This is a genomic window from Streptomyces rhizosphaerihabitans, from assembly GCF_025399795.1.
GTDB lineage: Bacteria > Actinomycetota > Actinomycetes > Streptomycetales > Streptomycetaceae > Streptomyces > Streptomyces rhizosphaerihabitans.
Genome location: NZ_JAODTZ010000009.1, coordinates 1 through 26,664, shown reverse-complemented (window position 1 = coordinate 26,664; position 26,664 = coordinate 1). Strand labels below are relative to the sequence as shown.

The 26,664-nt window shown below is 70.9% G+C and carries 25 protein-coding genes and 1 tRNA gene; 6 read left to right on the top strand and 20 right to left on the bottom strand.

The features are described 5' to 3' along the window. Nucleotides 1-99: 99 nt before the first annotated feature. Nucleotides 100-1,503: a condensation domain-containing protein gene (locus tag N4G66_RS11380; protein WP_261703908.1), complete on the top strand. Its 1,404-nt coding sequence runs from the start codon at nt 100-102 to the stop codon at nt 1,501-1,503. Beyond that, a complete protein-coding gene (locus tag N4G66_RS11375) occupies nt 1,500-2,009 on the top strand; it encodes a hypothetical protein (RefSeq protein WP_261703907.1) in 510 nt (169 codons plus the stop codon). The genes N4G66_RS11380 and N4G66_RS11375 overlap by 4 nt, the downstream gene beginning before the upstream one ends. Nucleotides 2,010-2,316: 307 nt before the next feature. On the opposite strand, the gene N4G66_RS11370 is transcribed toward N4G66_RS11375, so the two are convergent. The 7 genes from N4G66_RS11370 to N4G66_RS11340 all read right to left on the bottom strand — a co-directional run bounded on the left by N4G66_RS11370 (nt 2,317) and on the right by N4G66_RS11340 (nt 7,627). Further along, the gene (locus N4G66_RS11370; protein WP_261703906.1) at nt 2,317-2,538 is read right to left on the bottom strand and encodes a hypothetical protein; all 222 of its coding nucleotides are present in this window, start codon (nt 2,536-2,538) and stop codon (nt 2,317-2,319) included. Nucleotides 2,539-2,637: 99 nt separating this feature from the next. After that, entirely contained in the window at nt 2,638-3,798 is a 1,161-nt protein-coding gene (locus N4G66_RS11365) for a serine hydrolase domain-containing protein (RefSeq protein WP_261703905.1), read from the bottom strand. Nucleotides 3,799-3,882: 84 nt separating this feature from the next. After that, nucleotides 3,883-4,287, bottom strand: a complete 405-nt coding sequence (locus N4G66_RS11360; RefSeq protein WP_261704069.1) for an organic hydroperoxide resistance protein — start codon at nt 4,285-4,287, stop codon at nt 3,883-3,885. 191 nt (nt 4,288-4,478) lie between these two features. Next, nucleotides 4,479-4,952, bottom strand: coding sequence for a MarR family winged helix-turn-helix transcriptional regulator (locus N4G66_RS11355; RefSeq protein WP_261703904.1), 474 nt, complete (start codon nt 4,950-4,952; stop codon nt 4,479-4,481). Further along, on the bottom strand, nt 4,949-5,698 hold the full coding sequence (locus N4G66_RS11350; protein WP_261703903.1) for an energy-coupling factor ABC transporter ATP-binding protein: 750 nt from the start codon (nt 5,696-5,698) through the stop codon (nt 4,949-4,951). Before N4G66_RS11350 ends, N4G66_RS11355 begins: the two co-directional genes overlap by 4 nt. Nucleotides 5,699-5,814: 116 nt before the next feature. Then, nucleotides 5,815-6,576 carry a cobalt ECF transporter T component CbiQ gene (gene cbiQ / locus N4G66_RS11345; protein WP_261703902.1) on the bottom strand — a complete coding sequence of 254 codons (762 nt, stop codon included), beginning with the start codon at nt 6,574-6,576 and terminating at the stop codon, nt 5,815-5,817. Nucleotide 6,577: 1 nt separating this feature from the next. Next, the gene (locus N4G66_RS11340) at nt 6,578-7,627 is read right to left on the bottom strand and encodes an energy-coupling factor ABC transporter permease (RefSeq protein WP_261703901.1); all 1,050 of its coding nucleotides are present in this window, start codon (nt 7,625-7,627) and stop codon (nt 6,578-6,580) included. 362 nt (nt 7,628-7,989) lie between these two features. Between N4G66_RS11340 and N4G66_RS11335 the strand changes: the two genes are divergently transcribed. Then, entirely contained in the window at nt 7,990-8,346 is a 357-nt protein-coding gene (locus N4G66_RS11335; protein WP_261703900.1) for an SsgA family sporulation/cell division regulator, read from the top strand. A 161-nt stretch (nt 8,347-8,507) separates the two neighbouring features. Here N4G66_RS11335 and N4G66_RS11330 read toward each other — a convergent pair whose 3' ends face one another. Then, nucleotides 8,508-10,724 carry an MMPL family transporter gene (locus tag N4G66_RS11330; RefSeq protein WP_261703899.1) on the bottom strand — a complete coding sequence of 739 codons (2,217 nt, stop codon included), beginning with the start codon at nt 10,722-10,724 and terminating at the stop codon, nt 8,508-8,510. Between the two features lie 150 nt (nt 10,725-10,874). Beyond that, on the bottom strand, nt 10,875-11,465 hold the full coding sequence (locus tag N4G66_RS11325) for a TetR/AcrR family transcriptional regulator (protein ID WP_261703898.1): 591 nt from the start codon (nt 11,463-11,465) through the stop codon (nt 10,875-10,877). Between the two features lie 262 nt (nt 11,466-11,727). Between N4G66_RS11325 and N4G66_RS11320 the strand changes: the two genes are divergently transcribed. Next, on the top strand, nt 11,728-15,147 hold the full coding sequence (locus N4G66_RS11320; RefSeq protein ID WP_261703897.1) for a S41 family peptidase: 3,420 nt from the start codon (nt 11,728-11,730) through the stop codon (nt 15,145-15,147). 107 nt (nt 15,148-15,254) lie between these two features. Here N4G66_RS11320 and N4G66_RS11315 read toward each other — a convergent pair whose 3' ends face one another. The 4 genes from N4G66_RS11315 to N4G66_RS11300 all read right to left on the bottom strand — a co-directional run bounded on the left by N4G66_RS11315 (nt 15,255) and on the right by N4G66_RS11300 (nt 19,115). Continuing rightward, entirely contained in the window at nt 15,255-15,461 is a 207-nt protein-coding gene (locus tag N4G66_RS11315; protein WP_261703896.1) for a hypothetical protein, read from the bottom strand. A 176-nt stretch (nt 15,462-15,637) separates the two neighbouring features. Continuing rightward, nucleotides 15,638-16,522 (bottom strand): SDR family oxidoreductase, encoded by an 885-nt coding sequence (locus N4G66_RS11310; protein ID WP_261703895.1) that lies wholly within the window; start codon nt 16,520-16,522, stop codon nt 15,638-15,640. Continuing rightward, nucleotides 16,519-17,514, bottom strand: coding sequence for an alpha/beta fold hydrolase (locus N4G66_RS11305; protein WP_261703894.1), 996 nt, complete (start codon nt 17,512-17,514; stop codon nt 16,519-16,521). Before N4G66_RS11305 ends, N4G66_RS11310 begins: the two co-directional genes overlap by 4 nt. After that, nucleotides 17,511-19,115 carry a flavin-containing monooxygenase gene (locus N4G66_RS11300; RefSeq protein ID WP_261703893.1) on the bottom strand — a complete coding sequence of 535 codons (1,605 nt, stop codon included), beginning with the start codon at nt 19,113-19,115 and terminating at the stop codon, nt 17,511-17,513. The genes N4G66_RS11305 and N4G66_RS11300 overlap by 4 nt, the downstream gene beginning before the upstream one ends. A 305-nt stretch (nt 19,116-19,420) precedes the next feature. Between N4G66_RS11300 and N4G66_RS11295 the strand changes: the two genes are divergently transcribed. After that, nucleotides 19,421-20,065 (top strand): MerR family transcriptional regulator, encoded by a 645-nt coding sequence (locus N4G66_RS11295; RefSeq protein ID WP_261704068.1) that lies wholly within the window; start codon nt 19,421-19,423, stop codon nt 20,063-20,065. 55 nt (nt 20,066-20,120) lie between these two features. Here the strand turns inward: N4G66_RS11295 and N4G66_RS11290 are convergent, their stop codons facing one another. Then, the gene (locus N4G66_RS11290; protein WP_261703892.1) at nt 20,121-20,924 is read right to left on the bottom strand and encodes an exodeoxyribonuclease III; all 804 of its coding nucleotides are present in this window, start codon (nt 20,922-20,924) and stop codon (nt 20,121-20,123) included. A gap of 72 nt (nt 20,925-20,996) precedes the next feature. Between N4G66_RS11290 and N4G66_RS11285 the strand changes: the two genes are divergently transcribed. Next, nucleotides 20,997-21,473 (top strand): GNAT family N-acetyltransferase, encoded by a 477-nt coding sequence (locus tag N4G66_RS11285; RefSeq protein ID WP_261703891.1) that lies wholly within the window; start codon nt 20,997-20,999, stop codon nt 21,471-21,473. Between the two features lie 320 nt (nt 21,474-21,793). On the opposite strand, the gene N4G66_RS11280 is transcribed toward N4G66_RS11285, so the two are convergent. The 6 genes from N4G66_RS11280 to glp form a co-directional block, all read right to left on the bottom strand. Further along, nucleotides 21,794-21,867: transfer RNA gene (locus N4G66_RS11280), tRNA-Ala, on the bottom strand. Between the two features lie 97 nt (nt 21,868-21,964). Then, the gene (gene sepX / locus N4G66_RS11275; RefSeq protein ID WP_261703890.1) at nt 21,965-23,254 is read right to left on the bottom strand and encodes a divisome protein SepX/GlpR; all 1,290 of its coding nucleotides are present in this window, start codon (nt 23,252-23,254) and stop codon (nt 21,965-21,967) included. A 173-nt stretch (nt 23,255-23,427) separates the two neighbouring features. Next, complete coding sequence (locus N4G66_RS11270; RefSeq protein ID WP_261703889.1) at nt 23,428-24,087, bottom strand: GNAT family N-acetyltransferase; 660 nt, start codon at nt 24,085-24,087, stop codon at nt 23,428-23,430. 26 nt (nt 24,088-24,113) lie between these two features. Continuing rightward, the gene (locus N4G66_RS11265; RefSeq protein WP_261703888.1) at nt 24,114-24,653 is read right to left on the bottom strand and encodes a MogA/MoaB family molybdenum cofactor biosynthesis protein; all 540 of its coding nucleotides are present in this window, start codon (nt 24,651-24,653) and stop codon (nt 24,114-24,116) included. Continuing rightward, the gene (gene moaC / locus N4G66_RS11260; RefSeq protein WP_261703887.1) at nt 24,650-25,162 is read right to left on the bottom strand and encodes a cyclic pyranopterin monophosphate synthase MoaC; all 513 of its coding nucleotides are present in this window, start codon (nt 25,160-25,162) and stop codon (nt 24,650-24,652) included. The genes N4G66_RS11265 and moaC overlap by 4 nt, the downstream gene beginning before the upstream one ends. A 164-nt stretch (nt 25,163-25,326) precedes the next feature. Then, entirely contained in the window at nt 25,327-26,649 is a 1,323-nt protein-coding gene (glp, locus tag N4G66_RS11255; RefSeq protein ID WP_261704067.1) for a molybdotransferase-like divisome protein Glp, read from the bottom strand. Nucleotides 26,650-26,664: the final 15 nt, after the last annotated feature.

Genomic DNA, 26,664 nt, shown 5'->3' with positions numbered 1-26,664 from the left:
TGCCACACCTTCTGCTGATTTGCAGGCGAAACGGCAGACGGCGCTCGCACGTGACTCCACGTTGATCAAGCCCGTGTTTTCCGACAAGGAGACGCCACTGTGCGAATTTCTGATATTCAGCGCTGCGAGGTCCGGCCTGGACGGCTTGTGGAGTGGGGGTTCAGCCCTGCGACCGTCGCGGCCGCGACGGTGCTGCCGACGGATCCGCGGCCGCCGGCGTACATCCAGGAGTCGCACATCAGAACGGCGCGGTCGGTGCGCGAGGGGGGCCTGTTCGTGCCGACCTGGCTCGGTACGGCTTTCGACCTGCCCGGCCAAGTCGACCTCGACGCGCTGGAACAGGCCCTACGCGGCTGGACACTGCGCCACGAGACGCTGCGCAGCGGGTTCAGATGGGCGGGCGACGAGATGCACCGGTTCACTCTCGACCAGGACGATGTCACGCTCTACCGCGAAGTGGTGGGCGACTTCGCCGATGCGAACCTGCTGGCCGAGCATTTGCAGGACCGTTTCGACGAGGCGGCAGATGCTCTCGGCTGGCCCAACCTCATCTACGCGGCGGTCGTCCGCGAGGACTCCACCAGCGTGTATCTGGCATTTGACCACACCAACGTCGACGCCTACTCGCTGCAGCGCATCCCGTACGAGGTGCAGGAGTTGTACACGGCACATGTCGCAGGGCAGCCCCTCACCGCCGCACCGGTCGCGAGCTATGTGGACTTCTGCGAGCAGGAGCGGGCGAACGCGAACGGCATCGACGACACACACGCGATCGTCACGCGCTGGCGGGAGTTCATCGGCCGGTGCGACGGAAGGCTTCCGGAGTTCCCTGTCGATCTGGGCCTGCAGCCCGGCGACGCTCTGCCCGTCCAAAAGCTCATGCGCGAGCCGCTCGTCGATGCGGACGCGGCCGCGGCGTTCGAGACGTACTGCCGGCCCTACGGCGGCAGCCTGGTGGGCGTCCTGGCCGCAACCAGTCTGATCGTCCACGAACTCGGCGGGCAACCGGTCTACCGCACGGTCGTGCCGTTCCACACCCGGCTGAAGTCCGCGTGGTCGGACTCCGTGGGCTGGTATGTCGGCGGCGCGCCGATCGAAGTACCTGCGGCACTGGACTTCGACGCCGCGCTCGCCTCGGTCCGGGCCCAGTTGCAAGCCAATCGGTCGTTGGCGCGCATTCCTCTGGCCCGGGTACTACGCCTCCTGGGCGAGGGCTTCCGCCCCACATCACCCGACTTGTACTCGATCGTCTCGTATGTGGACGCCCGCCTCACTCCTGGTTCGGCCTGCTGGAGCGGACAAAAAGCGTACGGGCTGCTCCGTGTGTCGTACGGCGATCAGGTGTGCGCCTGGGTCAACCGGCTGCACGAGGGACTGTGGATCGCATGCCGCCACCCGGACACAGACATCGCTTCCAAGAACGTACGTCTGTATATCGAGAAGCTCCGAGAGCTGATCGTCTCAGTTTGTCCTGCAGCCTTTCCAACCGTCGTAGGGCGATGACGCGCATCGCCGGCTGCAACGGCGTCGACGGCGACGGCGATCGCCCGTCTTGTCCGGCCGGTGCACCGGACTCGTTCCTTCACGGACCCCTGACCTTCGACAGCCTCTTCGCGGCCGACGGCCTGTGCGTCACCGACACGTCCACAGGCGTCACCTTCCTCCCCGCCTGCTGCGACGGGCTGGAGGACTGGCGCGACCGGCACCGGTTCGTCAACGACGAAAGCATGCTCGGATTCGGCCACGACCCGTTGTCACCGGTTGCGGAGTGCCTCGGCCGAACCGTCCGGCTCACTGTCAACGCCGAGCAGGGCGACAGTCCGGTGACCGAGCTGTCGATCACCGAGCTCCGCCACCTGCTCGCCGGTGCCGAGCGCGACCCGACCGGCTTCCTCACGCCGGCAGCCGACCGGGCCCTCCAGCCATCTGCCAGACCACTGTGCTCCCGTCACAACCACCCTCGCCGTGTCCTCGGCCTTCCCCCGGCGACCCGGCCGCCGGAGCCGTAACGCGGATGCGGTCGCTGACCTCTTCAGCGATCAGGCGGGCTTCGCGGGCCTGATCGAGGCTGACCTGCTCGGCGACCCGGAGGGGCGGGTGTCCCCTGCGTGCTTTTCGGTGTCGACGGTGAAGGTGCCCACGCGGCAACCGAGTACGTCGGCCTCGCCTCGCTGGACCGCCTCACCAGCATCCTTGCCGCCACCATCACCGACTTCTGCTCCTGAGCCCCGACCTGGGCCTGCGAGGGATCACCACGGCCCGGGGCCGAGCAGAAGAACGGCAGGTACGCAGACGACGGGGAGAGGGCCGACGACATCAGGAGGCCCCTCGTTCGGCCCGGTCCATCGCTCCCGAGAACGGTGCCATCCTCGTCGCGACGGCGGGACCCGCGAACACGGGCGGCCCCTCGGCTGCGGCGCGGTCCACCCCCCGGATGTCCCGTTCGTCGGGATCGGGCTGATGCTGCGGGCGGGGGCCGGGCAGGCCGTCGCGGCGGACGGGGACGGCGAGCGGGTCCGCGGTGAGGTGGCCGTCCACGGCAGAAGGCTTTCCGCGGCCGGGCGGCAGACCGACGGTGGGCGGCCGGACGTGGTTGAGCGGCCGGACGTGGTCGGGCGGCCGGACGTGGTCGGGCGGTTACGCGGTGACGGCCGTCCGTACCGCTCGTACCAGCGCCTGCGCCCGCGCGTCCGCCGTCACGCTCTTGCGGAAGCCGTTGGTGACGTATCCGAACGCGATGCCCGACTCGGGGTCGGCGAAGCCGAGGGCACCGCCGCGGCCGGGATGGCCGAAGGAGCCCGGGGAGAGCAGCGGCGACGCTCCGCCGTGGAGCATGTAGCCGAGGCCGAACCGGGTGTTGACGACCAGGACCCGGTCGGGTCCCGCGGACTGTTCCGTCCGCGCGGCCGACAACGTCTCCGGCGTGAACAGCCGTACGCCGTCCACCTCCCCTATCAGCGCGGCGTAGAAGCGGGCGAGGCCGTCGGCCGTGGCGATGCCGTTCGAGGCGGGGAGGACGGCCGCGCGGTAGGCGGGATCGTTCTCGTCGGGCATCGGGGTGATCGCGGCGAAGGCGCGCCGGGTGAGGCTGTCCGGGTCGGCGTACGCCTCGGAGACCGCCCGCTTCGGACGGGTCTTGAGGACGCCGGGCGCCGACGGCGCCTCGACCTGTGCGACCCGCCCCACCCGGCCGGCCACCGCCTCCGGAAGCCCGACCCACAGGTCCAGGTCCAGCGGCCGGGCCAGCTCGTCCGCGATCCACCGGCCGATCGTGCGCCCGGTCACCCGCCGGACCAGCTCGCCCGTCAGCCAGCTGTACGTCTGCGCGTGGTACCCGTGCTCGGCCCCGGGCTGCCACACGGGCGTCTGCGCGGCCACCGCGGCGGCCGCGAGGTCGAGGTCCACGGCCTCGGCGGGGCTGAGCGGACGGTCGAGGACGGGCACTCCGGCCCGGTGCGCGAGCAGGTGCCGTACCCGCGTGTGCTCCTTGCCGTGCGCCTTGTACTCCGGCCAGTAGGCGCCGACGGGCGCGTCCAGGTCGAGGTGGCCGCGCTGGGCGAGCAGCAGGAGTACGGCGGCGGCGACACCCTTCGTCGCGGAGCGCACGACCTGCGCGGTGCCGCGCTGCCAGGGCTCGGTGCCGTCGACGTCACGGGTGCCTCCCCACAGGTCGACGACCTTGTGCCCGTCGCGGTACACGGTGACGGCGGCGCCCCGGTCCCCGAGCGCCGCGAAGTTGCCCGCGAACGCCTCCCTGACCGGCTCGAAGCCCTCGGCCACTGTGCCGTTCACGTCCACGCCCGCGCTCCCTGTCGCCTCACCGCTGCCAAAGTTCCGGCAGTGAGTGCAACACGCATCCACGGCCTTCGATTCCTAGGTCTCCTAGCCCAGCAGGATCGTGACCTCGATGTTGCCGCGGGTGGCGTTCGAGTACGGGCAGACCTCGTGCGCCGCGTCCACGAGCTTCGTCGCCACGTCCTCGTCGACGACGGGGAGCGAGACGCTCAGGGCGACCGCCAGTCCGTAGCCGCGCTGTTTGTTGGGGCCGATCCCGACCTTCGCGGCGACCGTGGAGCCGGAGAGGTCGAGGCCGGCGCGGCGGCCCACCAGCACCAGCGCGTTGTGGAAGCAGGCGCTGTACCCGGCCGCGAACAGCTGCTCCGGGTTCGTCCCGTTCCCGTCGCCGCCGAGCGCCGGCGGCATCGCGACCTTCAGTTCGAGCTGCCCGTCCTGGCTGGTCACATAGCCGTTCCGGCCGCCGTGCGCGGTGGCCTCGGCGACATACATGATCTTCGTCGGACGGGTGTCGGCAACGGCGCCGTCGATCACGGCAGGACCTCCCCCAGGGTGGGCAACACAGGAGTGTGCGAGTACATCGTGCACAAGGTACTGGGTGGTATGGAGCCCGGAATGCCAGGGGTGGGAATCGCGGGCGAACCGGCCGCGGCGGGGGTCGGCGGCCCTGACCTCGGCGAGGATCAGCGGCCCCGTGCCGCCGCGTCCTCCGCGCGCTCCGTGAGCCGCCGCAGTTCCTCGCGCAGGCGCGTGACGTCGGCCTCGCTCAGGCCGGTCGCCGTCAGCAGCGCCTGCGGCACCTCCTCCGCGCGATCCCTCAGCACTTCGCCGCGCCCGGTGAGGGCGACGCGCACCGAGCGTTCGTCCTGCGCCGAGCGCTCACGGCGTACGAGCCCCGCCGCCTCCAGCCGCTTGAGCAGCGGCGACATCGTGCCGTAGTCGAGGTGCAGGGCGGTGCCCAGTTCCTTGACCGTGGTCTCGCCGCGCTCCCAGAGGACCAGCAGGACGAGGTACTGCGGGTAGGTGAGGCCGAGCTCCTCCAGCAGCGGGCGGTACGCGGCGGTCACGGCGCGCTGGGCGGCGTACAGCGCGAAGCACAGCTGGTCGTCGAGCAGCAGCGATCCGGCCGGCGGCCCGACGTCCTCTTGTTTCGTCACGCCCCCATTGTCACGGAGCGCGGGTCGAACCCGAAGGGCAGCTCCAGACGGTGGGTGCGCATGAGCTCCTCGTCGGAGAGGAGGTCGCCGGTGCGGCCGTCGGCGACGATCACGCCGTCGCTGAGGACGAGGGAGCGGGGGCACAGTTCGAGGGCGTACGGCAGGTCGTGGGTGACCATCAGGACGGTGACGTCCAACGAGCGCAGGATGTCGGCGAGTTCGCGCCGGGAGGCGGGGTCGAGGTTGGAGGAGGGCTCGTCGAGGACGAGGATCTCCGGCTCCATCGCCAGCACCGTCGCGACGGCGACCCGGCGCCGCTGCCCGAAGGACAGGTGGTGCGGCGGACGGTCGGCGAAGGCTGCCATGCCGACCTGCTCCAGCGCCGCATGGACACGTTCCTCCAGTTCGGCGCCCTTCATCCCCGCGGCGGCGGGGCCGAAGGCGACGTCCTCGCGCACGGTCGGCATGAACAACTGGTCGTCCGGGTCCTGGAAGACGATGCCGACCTTGCGCCGGATCTCCGCCATGTGCCGCTTGCCGACCGGGAGTCCGGCGACCGTCACCGTTCCGGCGCCGCCGGTCAGGATGCCGTTGAGGTGCAGGACGAGGGTGGTCTTGCCGGCGCCGTTCGGGCCGAGCAGCGCGACGCGCTCGCCGCGCCCGATGCCGAAGTCGACGCCGAACAGGGCCTGGTGCCCGTCGGGGTAGGCGAACGCGAGTCCGGAGACCTCCAGCGAAACCGGCACGCCGTCCGTCCCGCCGGCCGCCCCCGCAGTCGCCTCCCCGTGTTTCCCCGCAGACAGCTCCCCGGTCTTCCCTCCCGGCGTCTCCACAGACAGCTCCCCGGTCGTTCCAGCAGGCATCACAGCGTCCATCCCAACAGACATACGGCAAGGGCGGCGAACGGAAGGGCGAGGGCGTACGACCACTGCGCCCGGGACGCGGTCACCTCGTCGATGACGGGCATCGAACCGGCGTACCCCCGGCTCACCATGGCCAGATGCACGCGTTCCCCGCGTTCGTAGGAGCGGATGAACAGCGCGCCCGCCGACTTCGCGAGCACTCCCCAGTGCCGCACTCCACTCGCCTCGAAGCCGCGCGACTCCCGCGCGATCCGCATGCGCCGCATCTCGTCGGTGATGACATCGCCGTAGCGGATCATGAAGGAGGCGATCTGCACGAGGAGCGGCGGGAGCTTCAGCCGTTGCAGGCCGAGGAGCAGTTCCCGCAGTTCGGTGGTGGAGGCGAGCAGGACGGAGGCGGCGACACCGAGGGTGCCCTTGGCGAGGACGTTCCAGGCGCCCCACAGACCGTTGACGCTCAGGGACAGTCCCAGCACGTCCACCCGCTCGCCCTCCGCCACGAACGGCATCAGCACCGCGAACGCGACGAACGGGATCTCGATCAGCAGCCGCTTCAGCAGGACACCCGCCGGTACACGGGCCTGACGGGCGACCACCGCGAGCAGCACGGCGTACAGCGCGAACGCCCACATCGCCTCGCGCGGGGTGGAGACGACCACGACCACGAAGGCGAAGGCCGCGGCGAGCTTGGTGTGCGGCGGAAGGGCGTGCACGGGCGAGTGCCCGTGGCGGTACAACCGGTGCGCGTGCCCCGCCCCCACGTCAGACGCCTTCCGGCACGGAGGCGGGCGAGGTGTCGGAGGTACGTCGTCTGCGGACCGTCCAGAAGACGCCGGTGCCCGCGACGACGGTGACGCCGACGCCGATCACCCCCGCGAGACCGCCGGAGACACGGGCGTCGGAGATGTCCCTGACCCCGTATCCGGCGAGCGGCGAGTCCCCGGTGGCATGCTTCCCGGTCCGCGTGTCGATGCCCTTGTCCTTGGCGACCTTCTCCAGGCCGTCGGGGTTCGAGGAGGCGTAGAAGCTGACGAATCCGGCGAGGACGAGGGAGGTGACCAGGCCGGTGATCCACACCTTGCGGTGCGAGGAGCGGGCCGCGACCGGGACGGCGACCGCGGGGGCGTCGACCAGTTCCCCGCCGACCCGCAGCTTGAGCCGCTGCTGGAGGCCGCGGGCGCCGTACACGAGATCGGGCCGTACGGCGATGACGGCGCCGACGGTGAGCGCGGTGATCACCGCCTCGCCGATGCCGATGAGGACATGGACGCCGACCATGGCCGTGGCGACCTTGGAGACCGCGACGTCGGTGGTGCCGCCGACCGCGTAGATGAGGGTGAAGGCGACGGCCGCGGCCGGGACGGACAGCAGCGCGGCGACGAAGGACGCGACGGTGACCGAGCGCCGCTTGCGGGGCAGCACCTTCACCAGCCCGCGGAAGAGGGCGTACGAGACGACCGTGGTGACGATCGCCATGTCGGTGATGTTCACGCCGAGCGCGGTGAGGCCGCCGTCCGCGAAGAGGATGCCCTGCATGAGCAGGACGACGGAGACGCAGAGGACACCTGTGTAGGGGCCGACGAGGATGGCCGCCAGCGCACCGCCGAGCAGATGTCCGCTGGTCCCGGCGGCGACCGGGAAGTTCAGCATCTGCACGGCGAAGATGAAGGCGGCGACCAGGCCGGCGAGCGGCGCGGTCCGCTCGTCGAGTTCACGGCGGGCACCCCGCAGGCTCACGGCGATGGCGCCGGCGGCGACCAAGCCTGTAGCGGCGGAGACCGGGGCATTGATGAATCCGTCAGGCACATGCACCGTTCGATGATAATGCCTTGTTGCGAACGACTTGCAAGAGCGAGATACCCACGAATAGCTCCCGACAGGCGTGAGCGCACGAGCAGTTCACGCCGGGACGAGCCGGTGGACGCGACGGCGCGAACCGTTCGCGGCGAGCGAGCCCATGGGCGCGACGGCGGGCAGGCCGCTGGACGCGACGGCGTCAAGCGCTCGCGGCGGGTACGGCCATCGCCGCACACATGCACCGGCCGCGACTGGGCAGGTGTCCCCTGAAGGTGGTCGCAGGCGGCCGGAGAGCGGTTTCCACGAGATGTGCGACATTGGAATGGTGACGGAATTCACAGCTTCCGCATAGGTAACGCAGCGTAAGGAGTCGGTTCATGCACGCCGTCGAGCAATACGCACGCGCTCATATCGTGACCGACACCGCCGACTCCGCCGACGACGAGCACCGGGCCGTCCCGGTGGCCCTCCGATACGACCCGGAGACCGACCCCCGCCAGGTGCACATCACGCTGCCCGGCCCCCACGAGTGGGTCTTCGACCGCGAACTCCTCGAGCAGGGCCTGCGCGTCCCCGTCAGCAACGGCGACGTCCGCATCTGGCCGTGCGGCCGCGTCCAGGCCGTCCTGGAATTCCACTCCACGCACGGGGTGGCGGTCGTGCAGCTCGACACGAAGGCGCTCATGCGCTTTCTCCGTCGTACGTACACGGCCGCCACCCCGGTGGCTCACTGATCGCTCGTGGCACCTCACCACGGGACCGACGGGCTCTCACCGATGCCCTCGTAGAGGCTCTTCCGACTCCGGGCCTCCGAGGTAGGTCCCCGAGGCCCGGAGACCTGAAGGCCCGGAGGTCCGAAGGTGTCCCGGAGGCCCGAAGGTGCCCGGGCCAGGGCTCAGACGCCGGCGAGATCCCGGTCGTGCTTCCCTTCGCGCGGCTTCTCGTCGAGCGCGCGCAGGCCCTCGCCCTCGACGTCCACGTTCGGCAGCGCGCGGTCCAGCCACTTCGGCAGCCACCAGGCCCGCTTGCCCAGCAGCGCGAGCACCGCCGGGACGAGCGCCATCCGCACGACGAACGCGTCGAAGAAGACGGCGATGGCGAGGCCGAAGCCGATCATCTTGATCATCGACTCGCTGGAGCCGATGAACCCGGAGAACACGGCGATCATGATCACCGCGGCCGCCGTGACGACCCGTGCGCCGTGCTTGAACCCGGTCACGATCGCCTGACCGGGCTTCTCCCCGTGGACGTAGGCCTCCCGCATGCGCGTCACGAGGAACACCTCGTAGTCCATGGCCAGACCGAAGACGACGCCCACCATGAAGATCGGCATCATCGACATGATCGGGCCGGTCTCCTCGACACCCATCAGAGAGGACAGCCAGCCCCACTGGAAGACCGCGACGACCGCGCCGAGGGCCGCCATCACGCTGAGCAGGAAGCCGAGAGCCGCCTTCAGCGGGACGAGGATCGAGCGGAACACCACGATCAGCAGCAGGAAGGCGAGGCCGACGACGAGCGCGAGATACGGGATCAGCGCGTCGTTGAGCTTCTGCGAGAAGTCGATGTTCATGGCCGTGGAGCCGGTGACGAGCACCGTCGCGTCCGTCTCGGCCTTGATGCCGCCGCCCGCGCCGCGGATGGTGTGGACCAGGTCCTCGGTCGTGACGGAGGACGGCTTCGAGTCGGGGATCACCGTGATCATCGCGGTGTCACCGGCCTTGTTGGGCACCGCCGGGCTCACGCTCACGACACCCTTGAGATCCTTGATCTCGTCGCGCACCGTGCTGAACGCGGTCTTGGGCGCGTCGCTCGCCTTCGCGTCGACGACGACCATCAGCGGGCCGTTGAAGCCGGGCCCGAAGCCGTCGGAGAGCAGGTCGTAGGCGCGGCGCTGCGTGGTGGACGTCGGCTGCGAACCGTCGTCGGGCAGGCCGAGTTGGAGCGAGGCCGCCGGGACAGCGGCCGCGCCGAGGCCGACCACGCCGAGCAGCAGGACCGCGAGCGGGCGGCGGACGACGAAGCTCGCCCAGCGCGTGCCCATGTTCGGCTTGCCCGCCTTCTTCGCGGCGCGCCCGCCGCCGAGGAGCCTGCTCTTCTGGCCGGCCGGCTGGACCCTGCGGCCCGCGTATCCGAGCAGCGCGGGGATCATGGTCAGTGCGATGAGTACGGCGATGGCGACCGTGCCCGCCGCCGCGACGCCCATCTTCGTCAGCATCGGAATGTTGACGACCGACAGTCCGACCAGCGCGATCACGACGGTCAGCCCGGCGAAGACCACCGCCGAGCCCGCCGTGCCGACGGCCCGTCCGGCCGCTTCCTCACGTTCGCGGCCCTCGGCCAGCTCGGCCCGGTAGCGGGAGACGATGAAGAGGGCGTAGTCGATGCCGACCGCGAGGCCGATCATCATCGCGAGGGTGGAGGTCGTGGAGCCGAGGTCGAGCACGCTGGCGAGCGCGGTGATCGTCGAGACGCCGATGCCGACGCCGACCAGCGCGGTCAGCAGTGGCAGCCCGGCCGCGATCAGGGATCCGAAGGTGATGACGAGGACGACCGCGGCTATCGCGATGCCGATGACCTCGCTGGAACCGGTCTCGGGCGTCGCCTGGAGCGCGTCACCACCCACCTCGACGGTCAGTCCGGAGTGCCGCGCGTCCTGCGCGGCCGCCTTCAGGGCGTCCTTCGAGGCGTCCTTCAGCTCCATTCCGGAGACCTCGTACTTCACCGAGGCATAGGCGATCGACCCGTCCTTGCTCACGGCGTGGGTCGTGAACGGGTCGGTGACGGAGGTGACCTCGGAACCGGTGCCGAGCACCTTGACGGCGTTCTTGACCGTCGCCTTGTTGTCCTTGTCCGCCATCTTCTCGCCGGCGGGCGCCTTGAAGACGACCCGCGCGGTCGCTCCGTCGGCGCTCATACCGGGGAAGCGGTTCTCCAGCAGGTCGAAGGCCTTCTGCGCCTCGGTTCCGGGGATCGAGAAGGAGGACGATCCCGCGACGGGTGCGGAGGCGGCGCCGACGCCCGCGAGCGTCAGCAGCGCCACCCAGATCAGGGCGGCGAAGTGCCGTCGCCGGAAGGCGAGTCGGCCGAGTTTGTAGAGGAAAGTGGCCACGAAGGCGTACTCCCGGTCAGGTCGTGGAAGGGCAGGGGCTGGTGTGATCACCCGAGTGGGGGCAGGGGGGATCAGCCCGACGACGTGAGCGGCGCGTCAGGTGCGACTGCAGAGATCTGTATGGGGTGAAGGAGGTGCGGGAGTGGGAAGTCAGGCGCCGAGAGCGGGGAGGACCACGGCGTCGACATACGAATGCAGGAAGGCCTGTGTCGGCGGGAGTTCGTCGATCATGGTGCGGGCCGCGAAGGCGCCGATGAGCATGTGCATCACGTACTGCATCGCCGGGTTGTCGGCACGGATCTCACCTCGGTCGACACCACGCTGGAGCACCCGGCGCAGCTCTTCCAACTCCGGCTCGACCAGCCACTCCCGGAACGCCTTGAGCAAATCCGGGTTCCCGTGCGCCGCCATGGCCAGGCCCCGCATCAGCGCGGAGTCCTGTTCCATCTGGCAGTCGTCCTGCCGGAGGGCGAGTGCGTGGAAGTCGCCCCGCAGGCTCCCGGTGTCCATGTCGGAGAACTTCAGCGGCTTCTGGTGCCGCAGCGCTTTCACGACGAGCTCGGCCTTGCCGCCCCACTGGCGGTAGAGGGTGGCCTTGCTGGAACGGGTACGGGCCGCGACGGCGTCCATCGTGAGGGCGTCGTAGCCGACTTCCCGAAGCAGGTCGAGCACGGCCGTGTACAGCTCGGCCTCGCGCTCGGGCGTGATCCGACTGCGACGCACCGTTGCGGCTTCAGCCATCCCACTCACCTCTCCTGCTTCGAACGACACGGATTCGTATGCCTCTGAAGATACCTCCCGGCTCCAGCGAAACGAAACCGTTTCGTACGTGTGTTGGGTCACGTCGCTGGACGAGGGCCGGGACAGGCGGCACATGCAGGGCGCACACATCCCCGAACGCGCCCCGCGAGCACCTCCCGTATCCCCGCCCGCGCCCACGCCCCACAACGCGCCCCCGGTCCCACAAGTTGCCGGGGCCCGCCCAGCGGAAAAGCATGGGGAGGTGAGCGACGAGTACGAGAACGCGACCACGGACGAGAACTCCCCCGGCTATCTGCGTTTCCCGCACCTGAGCGGCGACCGGCTGTGCTTCGTCACCGAGGACGATCTGTGGCTGGCCCCGCTCGACGGCCGGGGGCGCGCCTGGCGGCTCACCGTCGACCGCACCAAGGTCGGCCACCCCCGCTTCTCCCCCGACGGCCGGCACATCGCGTACACGAGCTGGCGCAGCTTCGTCCCGGAGATCCATCTGGCACCGGTGGACGGCGGACCGGGCCGCCGGCTCACCTACTGGGGCAGCGCCGACACCCAGGTGTGCGGCTGGTCCCCCGACGGCGACATCCTCGCCGTCGCCTCGCACGGCCAGCCGTTCTCGTACTTCACCTGGGCCTACGACGTCGCCACCGACGGCGACCCCGGCCGCAAGCTGCCCTGGGGCCCGGTCTCGGACATCGGCGTCGCCGACGTCGAGGGCGAGCGAAAGACCCTGCTGCTGACCGGCACCCCACCGCACGAACCGGCAGCCTGGAAGCGCTACCGGGGCGGGGCCATGGGCCGCATCTGGCTGCACGGCCGACAGCTGGTCGCCGACCTGGAAGGCCATCTGGCCTGCCCGATGTTCGTCGGCGGGCGAATCGCGTTCCTCTCCGACCACGAGGGCGTCGGGAACCTCTACTCGTGCGCGTACGACGGCTCCGACCTGCGCCGGCACACCGACCACGACGCCTTCTACGCCCGGCACGCCTCCTCGGACGGCACCCGGGTCGTCTACCAGTGCGCGGGTGATCTGTGGATCGTCGACAACCTGTCCCCCGAGTCGGTTCCACGCCGTCTCGACGTCCTCCTGGGCGGTCCGCGCGCGGGACGGCGTACGTACCCGGTGCCCGCCGCCCAGCACGTCGACAGCATCTCCGTGGACGAGACGGGCCGGGCCAGCGCCGTCGTCGTACGCGGCAGCCTGTACTGGCTCACCCACCGCGACGGTCCCGCGCGCACCATCGCGGACACCCCGGGCGTGCGGGTCCGGCTCCCGGAGATGCTCGGCTCGGGCGGACAGGTCGCCTACGTCACCGACGCCGAGGGCGAGGACGCCGTCGAGATCGCCTACCTGCCGCGCGCGACCGGCGCCCGCGAGCCGCGCCGCCTCGCCTCCGGCCGGCTGGGCCGCGTACAGGAACTGGTGTCGGACCCGCAGGGCGAACGTCTCGCCATCGCCTCCAACGACGGACGGTTGCTCCTGCTCGACGCGACGGAGGAGTCCGCCGACATCCCCGGCGCGGAGTCCGGGGACACCTCCGGCGCGGAGTCGGGGGACACCTCCGGCGCGGAGTCCGGGGACACCTCCGAAACGGAGCCTGGGGACACCTCCGAAGTGGAGCCCGAGGACACCTCCGAAACGGAGTCCGGGGAGGGCGAGGTCACCGAGCTCATCCGTTCCATCAACGGCCCGGTGACGGACCTCGCCTTCTCCCCGGACGGCGCCTGGCTGGCGTGGTCGCACCCCGGCATCGGACGCTCCCTGCGGCAGATCAAGATGGCGCGCATAAAGGACCGCCTGATCGTCGACGTCACCAACGGCCGCTTCGAGGACGAGAATCCGGTCTTCACGCGGGACGGCCGCTATCTGGCCTTCCTGTCCTGGCGCGGCTTCGACCCGGTGTACGACGTGCACACCGGGGACCTGTCCTTCCCCCTCGGCTGCCGCCCCTACCTCGTCCCGCTGTCCTCCGCCACCCCCTCCCCCTTCGCGCTGAACCCGGACGGGCGGCCGGTCGCGGGCGGCCTCGACCCGGTCGAGGAGGGACCTGGCGACGGCAGCGCGACGACCGTGGAACTCGAAGGCCTGGAGAGCCGGGTGACGCCCTTCCCGGTCACCGCCTCCAAGTACTCGGCGCTGCGCCCGGTCTCGGGCGGCGGCCTGGTCTGGCTGCGCTGGCCGATCTCCGGCGCGCTGGGCGAGACGTTCGCCAACCCGGACGACACGACCGGCCGTCCGACCCTGGAGTTCTTCAACATCACCAAGGCGAAGAAGTCCGAACTCGTCGACCATCTGGACTGGTTCGCGGTGAGCGGCGACGGTTCCCGGCTGGTCGTCGTCGACGAAGGTGACCTGCGCGCCGTCCCCTCCACCGAGTCCGGCGACAGCGACTCGACCGTCTGGATCGACCTGCGCCGCATCCTGCACGAGGTGGACCCGCCCTCCGAATGGCGCCAGGCGTACGAGGAGGCCGGCCGCATCATCCGCGCCTACTACTGGGACCCGAACATGTGCGGTCTCGACTGGGACGCGATCCTGGAGCAGTACCGTCCCCTGGTCGAACGGGTCGCCTCCCCGGACGAGTTCGCGGACCTGCTGCGCGAAGTCCTCGGCGAACTGGGCACCTCGCACGCGTACGTCACCGCCGCGCGCCGCAACGAGGGTCCGCCCCACTACCAGCGCTGGCAGGGCCTGCTGGGTGCCAACTTCGTCTGCCGGGAAGACAGTTGGATGCTCAAGCGGATTCTGCCCGGCGACTCGTCCGACTCCAAGGCGCGCTCACCGCTGGCGGGCGCCGGTATCCGCGAGGGTGCGGTCCTGACCCATGTCGACGGGCGCCCGGTGGACCCGGTCACCGGCCCGTATCCGCTGCTCGCGGGCGCGGGCGGTACGACGGTGGAGCTGACCTTCACCCCGGCGGAGGGCGAGGGCCGCTCGCGCCGGGTGGCCGTGGTCCCGCTGATCGACGAACGCCCCCTGCGCTACCAGGACTGGGTGGCCAAACGCCGCCAGGTCGTACGGGAGTTGAGCGGCGGCCACTGCGGCTATCTGCACATCCCCGACATGGGCGGCTCGGGATGGGCCCAGTTCAACCGTGACCTGCGGATGGAGGTCTCACGTCCGGCCCTCATCGTCGACGTGCGGGGCAACGCGGGCGGCCACATCAGCGAACTGGTCGTCGAGAAGCTGACGCGCACGATTCTCGGCTGGGACCTCACCCGCGACGCGCAGCCGGTGTCGTACGCCTCCAACGCCCCGCGCGGCCCGGTGGTGGCCCTGGCCGACGAGGCGACGTCGTCCGACGGCGACATGATCACCGCCGCCTTCAAACTGCTCAAACTGGGCCCGGTGGTGGGGCAGCGCACCTGGGGCGGTGTGGTCGGCATGACCGGCCGCCATCGTCTCGGCGACGGCACGGTCATCACGGTGCCCATGAACGCCGCGTGGTTCGACGCGTACGGCTGGTCCGTCGAAAACCACGGTGTCGCCCCCGACTTGGAGATCCTGCGCACCCCGCTCGACTGGGCGGAGGGCCGCCACGCCCAGCTGGACGACGCCATCCAGCTCTCCCTGGACCTGCTCCGCAGCCATCCCGCGGCCTCGCCACCGGACCACTCGAACGTGCCGGACAGAACGCGACCGAAGCTCCCCCCGAGAACGGGCTGACCGGAAACGAGCACGAGAACAGGGTGCCCTCCGGGAAGAAAACGAGCACGAGAACGGGGCGCCCTCCCGGAAGAGGGCGCCCCGTTCAGGCCGAGCAGGCCTTTCGATCAGGCGTCGTAGTCCTGGTCGAAGCGGTCCTGAGCCTCCCGCTGAGCTCGCTCCGCGTCCGGCATCGCACCGTCACGGGCCGGGGCACCGTCGCGGCCGGCCGGGGCACGGCGGCTCGCCTCGTCCTGGCGGCCCTCGGGGCGCGTCTTCTTCTTGCCCTGCTTCGTCCGCTCGGCCTTGTCCTTGAACTGGTCCTGCATGCTCATGCGATTCACTCCCGTAGTGGGTGAGGGATTCGGGCCTCGACCCCCTTGTCGAGCCAGGGGGTTCGGGCCTCGACCAGACTTACACGCAGGGACAGAGCACGCATTTCGATCAGTCACTCACCGTGAGACACGCCGGTGAGACGCTCCTGGGACGCGTCAGAGACACCTCGGGTGACTCACGGAGCCGTCGAATTCCGCTCCTGCTCGTCGGCCGCCCCGCCGGCCCCGACCAGCCCCGTCCGCACACCGCCGAGGCGCGGTTCGAACCGCCGCATCTCGCGCTGCCCGACCGCCCCGATGACCCCGGGCAGATACCCGCGGATCCCCTGCATCCCGCGCAGCCACCACTGCGCGTACACATGGCTGGAGCGGCGCTCGATCCCGGCCACGATCCGGTCGACGGCCGGCCCCAGCGGATACGTCTTGTTGGACGGCCACGGCAGCCGCTGCCGCAACTCCCGCATCACCTCGTCCTGGTCGGCGCCCCGCACCATGTCGGTGTCGGTCCACGACAGATACCCGACGCCGACCCGTACGCCCCGGTGGCCGACCTCGGCGCGCAGACTGTGCGCGTACGCCTCCACACCGGACTTGGAGGCGCAGTAGGCCGACATCATGGGGGCGGGAGTGATCGCGGCCAGCGACGCGATCTGCAGCAGGTAGCCCCGGCTCTCCATCAGCGCCGGCAGGAACGCCCGCGCGGTGACCGCCGATCCGATCAGGTTCACCTCGATCACCCGCCGCCAGGCGACGGGGTCGGAGTCCACGAACGGCCCCCCGCTCGCGACACCGGCGTTGGCGACGACGATGTCCACCTTGCCGAACCGCTGCTTGACCTCCTGGGCGACCCGCGCCATCGCCTCGTGGTCGGTGACATCGGCGTACCAGTGGTCGCTCTCGCTGTGCAGCCGCTCCGAGACCCGCTTCAGCTCGTCCGCCTCCAGCCCGACCAGCGCGACCTTCGCCCCGCGCGCGGAGAGCTTGCGCGCGAGGAGCTCGCCGACACCTCGTGCGGCCCCCGTGACGACGGCGACCTGCCCTTCCAGGCTCACCTTGCTCATGCGCCCTCCTCGATCTCTGCGGTCACTGCGGCGATCTCCGCGTGTTCTACGACGATCTCCCCGCTCTCTACGGCCTTTTGTGTCTCGGCGGTCCTCGTGTACGTGGAGACGAGTTCCCGTATCCGGGCGGTCACCAGCTCCGGCGCTTCCACCGGAGTCATGTGACCGAGCCCCGGCAGCTCGGTGCTGCCGACGCAGTTCGGCAGTGCCGCCACCAGAGCACGCGCGTGCACGACCGGTGTCAACCGGTCCACGGTGCCCGCGATCACCGCCGTCGGCACCCGCAACTCCCTGACGCCCTCTTCGAGATCGAGGGTGGCGAGCACGGCCGACCAGGCATGGCGCACGGCCCGCGGACAGGCGTGCACGATCCGCGCGCACGCCTCCACCATGACCGGGGACGAACCGGGGCCCATGGTCGCGTACTTGAGGATCCGCCTGGCGACCGGCGTGACGGGCCCGAGCGGCGCGCGCGAGCCGAGCACGGCCCCGGTGACACGCGTCCGGAGCCGCCCGGCGCGCAACGGCAGCACGCGCGACTCCTCGACCAGCCGCGTGCTCCCCGTGCTGCACAACAGCGCCGCCGCCGCGTGCTCCCTGAACCGGGGTCGCGTCGAGGCGGCCATCAATGTCATACCGCCCATGGAGTGCCCCGCGAGCACGGCCTTCTCGCCCGGCGCGAGGGTGGCGGCGAGCACCGCCTCCAGGTCGTCGGCGAGCGCCTCGGTGCTGCACGTGTCGCTCGCGGGACTGCGCCCGTGCCCGCGCTGGTCGTACGCGATGACCCGGTGGTCGGCGGCGAGGTCCCGGATCTGGGCCGCCCAGAAGGCGGTCGAGCAGGTCCAGCCGTGCGCGAGGACGACGGCGGGCGCGTCCTCGGGGCCGTGCACCTCGACGTGCAGCCGCGCGCCGTCGGCGGAGTGTGCGATCAGTTCCCGCGCCGGCACGGGAGGCGCGTAAGCCCCGTGTGCCTCATGCGTCAGTCGGCTCACGCTCCTGCCTCCACCTTCTTCTTGCGGGTGCCCTTCGTACGCGGCTCGGACTCAGCTCCGGGTTCAGCTCCGGGTTCAGCTCCGGGTTCAGCTCCGGGTTCAGCTCCGGGTTCAGCTCCGGGTGCGGTTTTCGGCGCGCGCAGCACGTCGTACTCCCCCAGGTCGACGCGACGTGTGGCGCCCCGGAACTCGGTCGTCGTACCGGGCCACACGGTGGTGTTGACGCCGTTGGCGTCGAGGTACCAGCTGGTGCAGCCGCCGGTGTTCCACACCGTGCGCTGCATGCGCTCCTGGACCCGGTCGTTCCAGGCGTCCACGGCGGCGGGTCGCGCGTCGAGCGCCGCACGTCCCCCGAGGACGTCCAGCTGCCGTACGAAGTCGGCCATGTAGTTCAGCTGGGACTCGATCATCAGGATCATCGAGGAGTTCCCGAGCCCGGTGTTCGGTCCGATGATCGTCATCCAGTTGGGGAAGCCGGCCGCGGTGGCGCCTCGGAGCGACTTCATGCCGTTCTCCCACGCCTGCGCGAGCGTCCTGCCCTCCGCCCCGACGACCCGATCGGCGATCGGCATGTCGGTGACGTGGAAGCCGGTCCCGAACACGATCGCGTCGACCTCCGCCCTGGTGCCGTCGGCGGCGACCACCGTGGAGCCGTCGATCTCGGCGAGTCCGGAGGCCACCACGTCCACGTTCGGCCGGGTGAGCGCCGGGTAGTAGGCGTTCGACAGCAGGATGCGCTTGCAGCCGATCCGGTAGTCGGGCGTCAGCTTCTCCCGCAGCGCCGGATCCTTCACGGCGCGCGCGATGTTCCGCTTGGCCAGCCGCTCGACCACGCCCAGCTGATGGGGCCGCTTGGTGAACGCCTGCACCTGGAGTTCCCGGATGCCCCACAGGAGCCCGCGCCTGGCCTGCGTCGTGAACGGCAGCTGCCGGTGCACCCACCGCTCTGCGCCGCCGATGGCCCGGTCGACCCGTGGCATCACCCACGGCGGGGTGCGCTGGAAGAGGGTCAGCCGGGCGACGTCCGGCTGGATCTCCGGGACGATCTGGATGGCCGAGGCCCCGGTGCCGACCATGGCCACCCGCTTGCCGCGCAGGTCGTAGTCGTGGTCCCAGCGGGCGGAGTGGAACACCTTGCCGGTGAAGGTGTCGATCCCCGGGATCCGCGGGATCTTGGGGTCGGAGAGCGGCCCGGTGGCGGACACCACGACATCCGCCGTCAGGAACCCGCTGCTGGTCTCGATCCTCCAGTGCAGCTTCTCCGTGTCCCAGGTCATCATCCTGACCTCGGAGTCGAACCGCAGATGCGGCCGCAGCCGGAAGACGTCCGCCACATGCTCCAGGTACGCGCGGATGTGCTCCTGCCCGGAAAAGGTGCGCGGCCATTCGGGGTTGGGCGCGAACGAGAACGAGTACAGGTGCGACGGGACGTCACAGGCGCACCCGGGATAGCTGTTGTCGCGCCAGGTGCCGCCCACACTGCCGGCCCGCTCCAGGACCACGAAGTCGGTGATCCCTTCGCGGCGCAGCCGCGCAGCGGCCCCCAGCCCGCCGAACCCGGACCCGATCACCGCCACCCGTACATGCTCGTGCTCGGTCATCCCGACGCCTCCCTAGCCCGCACGACCCTGCCAGTGAACACTGGCACAATCGGGAGGGTAGAGCAGCTTCGTACTCATGGGTAGGGGTCGCGACCGGGAAAGTTACCGGGGGTACGACGTAGGGTGCGGACGTGGCCGAGGGATCAGGAAAGCGAGGCGCGGGAGCGCGAGCACGGGGCGCCGAGTCGCGAAGGACCGGCACGCGACCGCCGGATGCGCGCATACGCGAGGCCCGGGAGCCCGGCTCCGGCCCGCTCACGAGCGCCGACCGGTCCACGCCGGAGCCCGGCCGACGCGAGTACCGCATGGAGGAACTGGCCGAGGAAGCCGGCATCACCGTGCGCACCCTGCGCTTCTACCGGGAGCGCAAGCTCATACCGCCGCCCCGGCGAGAGGGCCGTATCGCCTGGTACGACGACACCCACCTGGCCCGCCTGCGCACCATCTCGGCGCTGCTGGAACGCGGCCACACCCTGAACGGCATCGCCGAACTGGCCGAGGCCTTCGACCACGGCCGTGACGTGGGCGAACTGCTCGGACTGGGGGAACCCACCGAGGAGACCCCGGTCCGCCTCTCCCCCGAGGAACTGGCCGACGTGTTCGCCGGGCAGGCGACCCCGGAGAACCTCGCCGCGGCGCTCGACCTCGGCTATCTCGGCACGGACGGCGGCGAGATCGTGCACATCAGCCGCCGCCTGCTCGACGTCTCGGCCGCCCTGGTCCGCGAGGGCATACCGCTCGCGGACGTCCTGAAGGCGGCCCGCCGCGTACGCGACCACACCGAGGCACTCGCCGAACTCTTCACCACTCTGGTCCTCACCGAGAACCGCACCCCCGAAGACCTCCAACGCCTGCGCCCCCTCGCGAAGAGCGTGGTGGAGGCAGAACTGTCGATGGCCCTGGACCGAAGGCTCCGGGACCCCCGGGATCACCAGGCCCCCCGGACATAGGGAATCCCGTCACCGCGACCGGGTCTCCCGGAGGTGGTGGTGAACGACGGGCTGCTCAGAGGTCGTAGACCACCGTGACCGGTGCGTGGTCGGACCAGCGCTCGTCGTGCGTCGCCGCGCGCTCCACGAATCCCTTGACGGCCTTGCCCGCCAGCCCCGGCGTGGCGATCTGAAGGTCGATCCTCCATCCCGAATCATTGTCGAAGGCCCGCCCCCGGTACGACCACCACGTGTACGGCCCCTCGGCGTCCGGGTGCAGCGCCCGTACGACGTCGACGTACCCGCCGTCGTCCGCGTCCAGGACCCGCCCCAGCCACTCGCGCTCCTCGGGCAGGAAGCCGGAGTTCTTCTTGTTGGCGCGCCAGTTCTTGAGGTCGGCCTCCTGGTGGGCGATGTTCCAGTCGCCGCAGACGACGACCTCACGCCCGTCCGCGGCGGCCCGCTCCCTGAGCCCCTTCAGGTAGGCGAGGAACTCCCCCATGAAGCGGATCTTCTCGTCCTGCCGCTCGGTCCCCACCTCGCCCGAGGGCAGATAGAGGCTCGCGACGGTGACACCGGGCAGGTCCGCCTCGACGTACCGCCCGGCGGAGTCGAACTCCTCGGAGCCGAAGCCGATCCGGACGCGGTCGGGCTCGCGGCGTGTGTAAAGGGACACACCCGCGCGGCCCTTGGCGGCGGCGGGGGCGTGCACGACATGCCACCCCTCGGGCGCGCGCACCTCCGCGGAGAGCTGGTCCGGCTCGGCCCGCACCTCCTGGAGGCACAGCACGTCCGCGGAGGTCTCCGCGAGCCACTCCACGAAACCCTTCTTCGCGGCGGCCCGGAGCCCGTTCACATTCACAGATGTCACAGTCAGCACCCGGGCACAATACTTAATCGGTGCCTCCGGCCCGAACTCGATCATTCACCGCATAGATGTACGGTAAATCGCATGAATTTCCGTCCGGTCCCCTTCGACCACCCCGACGCCATCAAGCTCAACGACCAGGTTCAGGCCGAATACGCCGTGCGCTACGGCGACGACGGCGACGCCACGCATCTGGACGCGCGGATGTTCGCCCCGCCGCTCGGCCTCTACCTGATCGCGTACGACGAATGGGACCGCCCGGTGGCCACGGGCGGCTGGCGCACCCAGGACCAGAACGACGAGGGCTACTCGGACGGCGACGCCGAGCTCAAGCGCATGTACGTGATACCCGAGGCCCGCGGTCTGGGCCTGGCCCGGCGCATCCTGGCCGCCCTGGAGGACGACGCCCGCGCGGCCGGCCGCGTCCGCATGGTCCTGGAGACCGGCGCCAAGCAGCCCGAGGCGGTAGCCCTCTACACGTCGAGCGGCTACGAACCGTGCGTCAAATTCGGCTACTACCGCTTCCACGAACTGAGCCTCTGCTACGCCAAAGCCCTCTAGCCATCTGGGCGGTGTCCATCCGGCAGCGCTCCGGCGGACCGAGCGCGCCTGGAGGCCGACCGATGTCCACGACCCGACCCTCGCGGAGCGTACGGCCGAGAGCGAGCACGGCGGCGGGAGGACTGGCCGCCGCCGCGCCGGCCCTGGCCCGCACCGGCGGCCAGGGCGGCTCCGCGGAGCCCACTGGGCGCTTGCTCGCCGTCGGGCAGCGGCCGCAGGAACCGCCGACCCCGGGGCCGCCAACGGGAGTTGCCGCTGTCGGCTCCAGGGCATGGCAAGAGGCCCGCTCCCACGGGTGGGAACGGGCCTCTTGGCTGCGGTGGACCTGTGGGGATTTGAACCCCAGACCCCCTCGATGCGAACGAGGTGCGCTACCAGACTGCGCCACAGGCCCTTGCAACGAGTGAAACTCTAGCATCCCGATCGAGGTGCTTGGAAATCCGTTCCGGGCTGGTCAGCCAGGCCCTCGCGAGCACCCGTCGGCACGCCCGTCACTCGTTGGCCGCGCGCGGCCGTTCCCCGTCCTCGTACTGGTCGAACAACGGCGTACGGCCGCGCTCACGGGCGCGCCGCGCGGACGCCGCACGCCGGGCGTCACTGCGAGGATCGTCCGCGGCCTCGGCGCTGTCGGAACCGTCGGAGAGGTCCTCGTCGGCCGGCTCCGCCTCGGGCGCGCTCGGCTCGACCGCGCTGGACCGCGCGGAGCTCCACGCGTCCGGCGCCCCCAGATCGACGCTGGACGTCGCCCGGGGCGCGACCGGTGCGGTCACATAGGTCGGCAGGGGAACCGGCACCGGGTCCCAGCTGTCCCCCTGGGCGGGACCGCACTGCCGCTCGCGCTGCTGGTCGACCCACTCGGCGTGGTCGGTCTGCTCGACGAGGGCGCGACGGTCGGCGGCGAGCGCCGAGAGGCCGGGATCGGTGTCGGACCCGTGGCCCTCCGCCTGTTCGTCCGCCCCGGGGTCGACGGAGGGACGCCGGCGGGGCTGTCGCTCCCGGAGCCGCTGCGCCGCGACCTCGGCCCGGCGGCGGTCCATGGTGTAGGTGAAGCGGCGTCGCTCCTGGGCGCGCAGGTGCACGATGTACGAGCTCAGCATCACGGCCGGCACGCCGGGCGCCCACAGGAACGCGAGCCCTCCGACGGCCGCCACGACCGCGCCGAGTGTGAAGCCGAGGAACAGCAGGACCGTCGTACGCCGACGGCGCGCGAGGACCTTCGTACGCCGGGCCCGCGCCGCAGCCTCCGCCGAGACCGCCCGGCGCGTGCCCGGCGTGCGGTCCACCGTGGACGGCGCGGACTGCTGGGGCACGGACTTGCCCGAGGGGCTCGGCGCGGACGCGGACGTGCCCGACTGGTGCGGTACGGACCGGGCGGTGCCCGAGGTCTCGTACGTGCCGCTCTCCCTGCCGGCCGCTCGCACGGCCGGCTTCTGTTCCGCCTGGACCGGCTCCGGCACCTGAACCCGTTCCTGTACGTGCGGACGGTGCTGGGCCGCCGCCTGGGGCCGGGCCGGAGGCACGGCGAAGGCCCGGACGTCCACCGAATCGGTGACGCCGTCCGGGTCGGCGCTGGGCTCCTCCTCCTCGGTGGAGCGCGCGCGCAGGTCCTTGGCGTATCGACGCTCCATGCCCGCCCGTCCGGACAGCAACCGGATGGCAGTGCTGAAGCGTTCCGTCGGACGGGCTTCGTTCAGCTCGTCCTGCCTACGGAGCCACATCGGCACCAAGTAGGCGGCCCAGGCCCCGACGATGACTGCGTAGATGAGGCCGCTGCTGCTCACGCCTCACACGGTAGAGGGGTTTGTGTGAGGCCATCTGCCAATTGAGTCGGTGTGTCGCTCGATCCGGCTGATATTTCGAGCTTTTTTTGTGACCGATGCGATCAGCCGGGCGCCGCGAGCGCGAATTTAATGCCTTGAGGCGATCGCCTGCCGATCATTTTCGAACACCTATTTCATTTTCCACTGTTGCCGGGCTTGCTCGGGTTCTGCGAGCCGGCCTGCTCCGATCCCACCTGACCCGAACGGTTCGGCGCCGAACGCCTCCGGCGCCAGCGCGCGAGCAGCCCCTCGGGCACTTCCTCCGCGGTGAGCGCGAAGACGAGATGGTCCCGCCAGGCGCCGTCGATGTGGAGATAGCGCGGGCGCAGCCCTTCCTCGCGGAATCCGAGCTTTTCCACGACCCTGCGGCTGGGTCCGTTCTCGGGGCGAATACAGACTTCGATGCGGTGCAGTCCGACGGTACGGAAGCAGTGGTCGCTCACCAGCGCCACGGCCGTCGGCATCACTCCGCGCCCCGCCACCGACTGGTCCACCCAGTAGCCGACGTGCCCGGAGCACATCGAGCCCCAGGTGATCCCGGCCACGGTCAACTGACCGACCAGCCGCCCCTGGTACTCGATCACGAAGGGCAGCATCCGGCCCGCGTTGGCCTCGGCGCGCAGGTGGCGGACCATCTGCCGGTATGTCGGCCGGTGCGCGATCGGGCCGCTCGGGGTGGGGGGCGGGATGGTCGCCTCCCAGGGACGCAGCCAGTCACGGTTGCGCCGGTTCACCTCACGCCAGGCCCGCTGGTCGCGCAGCCTTATCGGCCGGAGGACGACATCGCCGTCCACCAGCTCGACCGGCCAGGATGGGCTGTTCAGCTCGCACCCCCACTGCCGCTGGGTCTTGGGTGGTCGCCGCCGCGGATCTGGTCGACGGCGTGGATCAGGAGGGGTTCCAGAACGGCCAGTCCGTCCTTCACCCCGCCGGTGGAGCCCGGCAGGTTGACGATCAGCGTCCTTGCGGCGACTCCGGCGAGCCCCCGCGAGAGCGCCGCCGTCGGCACCTTGTCCCTTCCGAACGCCCTGATGGCCTCCGGAATGCCCGGGACCTCGTGGTCGAGTACCCGCAGCGTCGCTTCGGGGGTGCGGTCGGTGGGCGAGATCCCCGTACCGCCGGTGGTCACGATGACGTCGTAGCCCGCCTCGACTCCGGCGCGCAGCGCCGCCTCCACGGGGTCTCCGTCGGGGACGACCCACGGCCCGTCGACCGCGAAGCCGAACTCCGCGAGGCCCACGGCGATCAGGGGTCCGCCCTTGTCCTCGTAGACGCCGGCGGCGGCGCGGTTGGAGGCCGTGACCACCAGGGCGCTGTAGGGCGCCAGGAGGGCCTCGCCGGTGACGGTGCCGCCGCTCATGTCCGGCTCCAGTGGCCCGACTTTCCGCCTGTCTTCTCTTCCACCCGTACGTCCGTGATGACCGCCCCCTTGTCGACAGCCTTGACCATGTCGATCACGGTGAGGGCCGCCACGCTGACCGCGGTGAGGGCCTCCATCTCGACACCCGTGCGGTCGGTCGTCTTCACGGTGGCGAGGATCTCGACGGCGTCGTCCGCGACCGACAGATCAATCTTGACACCGGACACCGACAAGGGGTGGCACAGCGGGATCAGGTCCGGGGTGCGCTTGGCTCCCATGATCCCCGCGATGCGCGCGGTGGCGAGGGCGTCGCCCTTGGGGACTCCTTCACCGCGCAGCAGCTCCACGACACGCGGCGAGACCAGGACACGGCCGCTCGCGCGCGCGGTGCGGGCGGTCACGTCCTTCCCGGACACGTCGACCATGCGGGCGGCGCCGACCTCGTCGATGTGCGTCAGTCGGTCCTGCACAGGGGGTCCGGAGGTCTCCCCCCGGGACGGAACAGTCATGTGCGTGGGCGCTCCCGGTCAGGGCCCGTCGCGGTGCGGCGCGTGGGCCTGGTGTGCGCGACACGTTACCGCCCGTCCGTCCACCGCTACGCCTCCGTAAGGAGCTGTGCGCCCCTTGCGCGATCCGGGCGTCGGGCGGTGGGCGTCCTCCCCCTCCCGGCGGCTCAGCCGAGCAGTACGACCTCGACCTCGGCGCCGGGCTCGACCGAGGTGTCGTCCTCGGGGACGACGATCAGCGCGTCGGCATGCGCGAGGGCCGCGACCAGGTGGGATCCGGCGCCGCCGACGGGCGTCACGGCGCCGTCCGTGTACGTCCCGCGAAGGAACTGCCGGCGGCCTCTCGGAGAGGTCAGCGCCTTGTCCGCGGAAAGGGTCGCCCTGGTCGTGGGCCGGTGGACGTCCTCCAGGCCCATCAGGGTGCGGATCGCGGGACGCACGAAGAGTTCGAAGGAGACGTACGACGACACGGGGTTGCCCGGGAGCGCGAGCAGCGGTGTGTGGTCGGGGCCGATGGAGCCGAAGCCCTGGGGCTTGCCGGGCTGCATGGCGAGGGTGCGGAAGTCGATGCCGCCGCCCGCCTCGTCCTCGTCGCCGACGGAGGACAGCGCCTCCTTGACGACGTCGTAGGCGCCGACGCTCACTCCCCCGGTCGTGACCAGCAGGTCCGCGCGGACGAGCTGGTCCTCGATGGTCGAGCGCAGTGTCTCGGCATCGTCCGCGACCGCGCCGACCCGGTAGGCGATGGCTCCCGCGTCGCGGGCGGCCGCGCACAGGGCGAAGCTGTTGGAGTCGTAGATCTGGCCGGTGCTCAACTCCTCCTCGGGCTGGACGAGTTCGGTGCCGGTGGACAGGACGACCACGCGCGGGCGGGGGCGCACCCGTACGGTGCCGCGGCCGATCGCGGCGAGCAGGCCGATCTGGGGCGGGCCGAGGACGGTGCCCGCTTCGAGGGCGCGGTCGCCCGCCTTCACGTCGCTGCCCTTCGCGCGTACGTGCGCGCGTGCCTCTGCCTGGCGGTGGACGTGCACCTGTCCGTAGGAGCCCTCGGGGGACGCGCTGTGCGCGCGCATCCTGGAGACCGGGCCCTCGCCGAGGCCTCCGTCCGTCCACTCGACGGGGACGACGGCTTCGGCGCCGGGCGGCAGCGGGGCGCCGGTCATGATGCGGGCGGCCTGGCCGGGGCCCACGTAGGGTTGCTCGGCCTGGCCGGCCGCTACATCGCCGACGACCGTCAGGACCGCCGGGTATTCCTCGCTCGCGCCCGCCACATCCGCGACCCGGACCGCGTACCCGTCCATCGAGCTGTTGTCGAACGGCGGCAGGGAGACCGGCACCGTGACGTCCTCGACCAGGACACAGCCCTGGGCGTCGAGGAGTTGCAGCTCGATGGGTTCGAGGGGGCGGACGGTCGTGAGGATGTCCTCCAGGTGGTCGGCCACCGACCAGAGGTGATCCTGGCCGGTGGTGCGGGTCGCGGCGCTGCTCAAAGTCCCTACATCTCC

Excerpts from the sequence above, each read along its gene's own strand:
- moaC (WP_261703887.1), bottom strand. The coding sequence starts at position 25,162 with ATGACTGTTCCGTCCCGGGGGGAGACCTCCGGACCCCCTGTGCAGGAC.
- N4G66_RS11360 (WP_261704069.1), bottom strand. The coding sequence starts at position 4,287 with ATGTATGTCGCCGAGGCCACCGCGCACGGCGGCCGGAACGGCTATGTG.
- N4G66_RS11375 (WP_261703907.1), top strand. The coding sequence starts at position 1,500 with ATGACGCGCATCGCCGGCTGCAACGGCGTCGACGGCGACGGCGATCGC.
- N4G66_RS11315 (WP_261703896.1), bottom strand. The coding sequence starts at position 15,461 with ATGAGCATGCAGGACCAGTTCAAGGACAAGGCCGAGCGGACGAAGCAG.
- N4G66_RS11310 (WP_261703895.1), bottom strand. The coding sequence starts at position 16,522 with ATGAGCAAGGTGAGCCTGGAAGGGCAGGTCGCCGTCGTCACGGGGGCC.
- N4G66_RS11295 (WP_261704068.1), top strand. The coding sequence starts at position 19,421 with ATGGAGGAACTGGCCGAGGAAGCCGGCATCACCGTGCGCACCCTGCGC.
- N4G66_RS11285 (WP_261703891.1), top strand. The coding sequence starts at position 20,997 with ATGAATTTCCGTCCGGTCCCCTTCGACCACCCCGACGCCATCAAGCTC.
- N4G66_RS11265 (WP_261703888.1), bottom strand. The coding sequence starts at position 24,653 with ATGAGCGGCGGCACCGTCACCGGCGAGGCCCTCCTGGCGCCCTACAGC.
- N4G66_RS11300 (WP_261703893.1), bottom strand. The coding sequence starts at position 19,115 with ATGACCGAGCACGAGCATGTACGGGTGGCGGTGATCGGGTCCGGGTTC.
- N4G66_RS11325 (WP_261703898.1), bottom strand. The coding sequence starts at position 11,465 with ATGGCTGAAGCCGCAACGGTGCGTCGCAGTCGGATCACGCCCGAGCGC.
- N4G66_RS11335 (WP_261703900.1), top strand. The coding sequence starts at position 7,990 with ATGCACGCCGTCGAGCAATACGCACGCGCTCATATCGTGACCGACACC.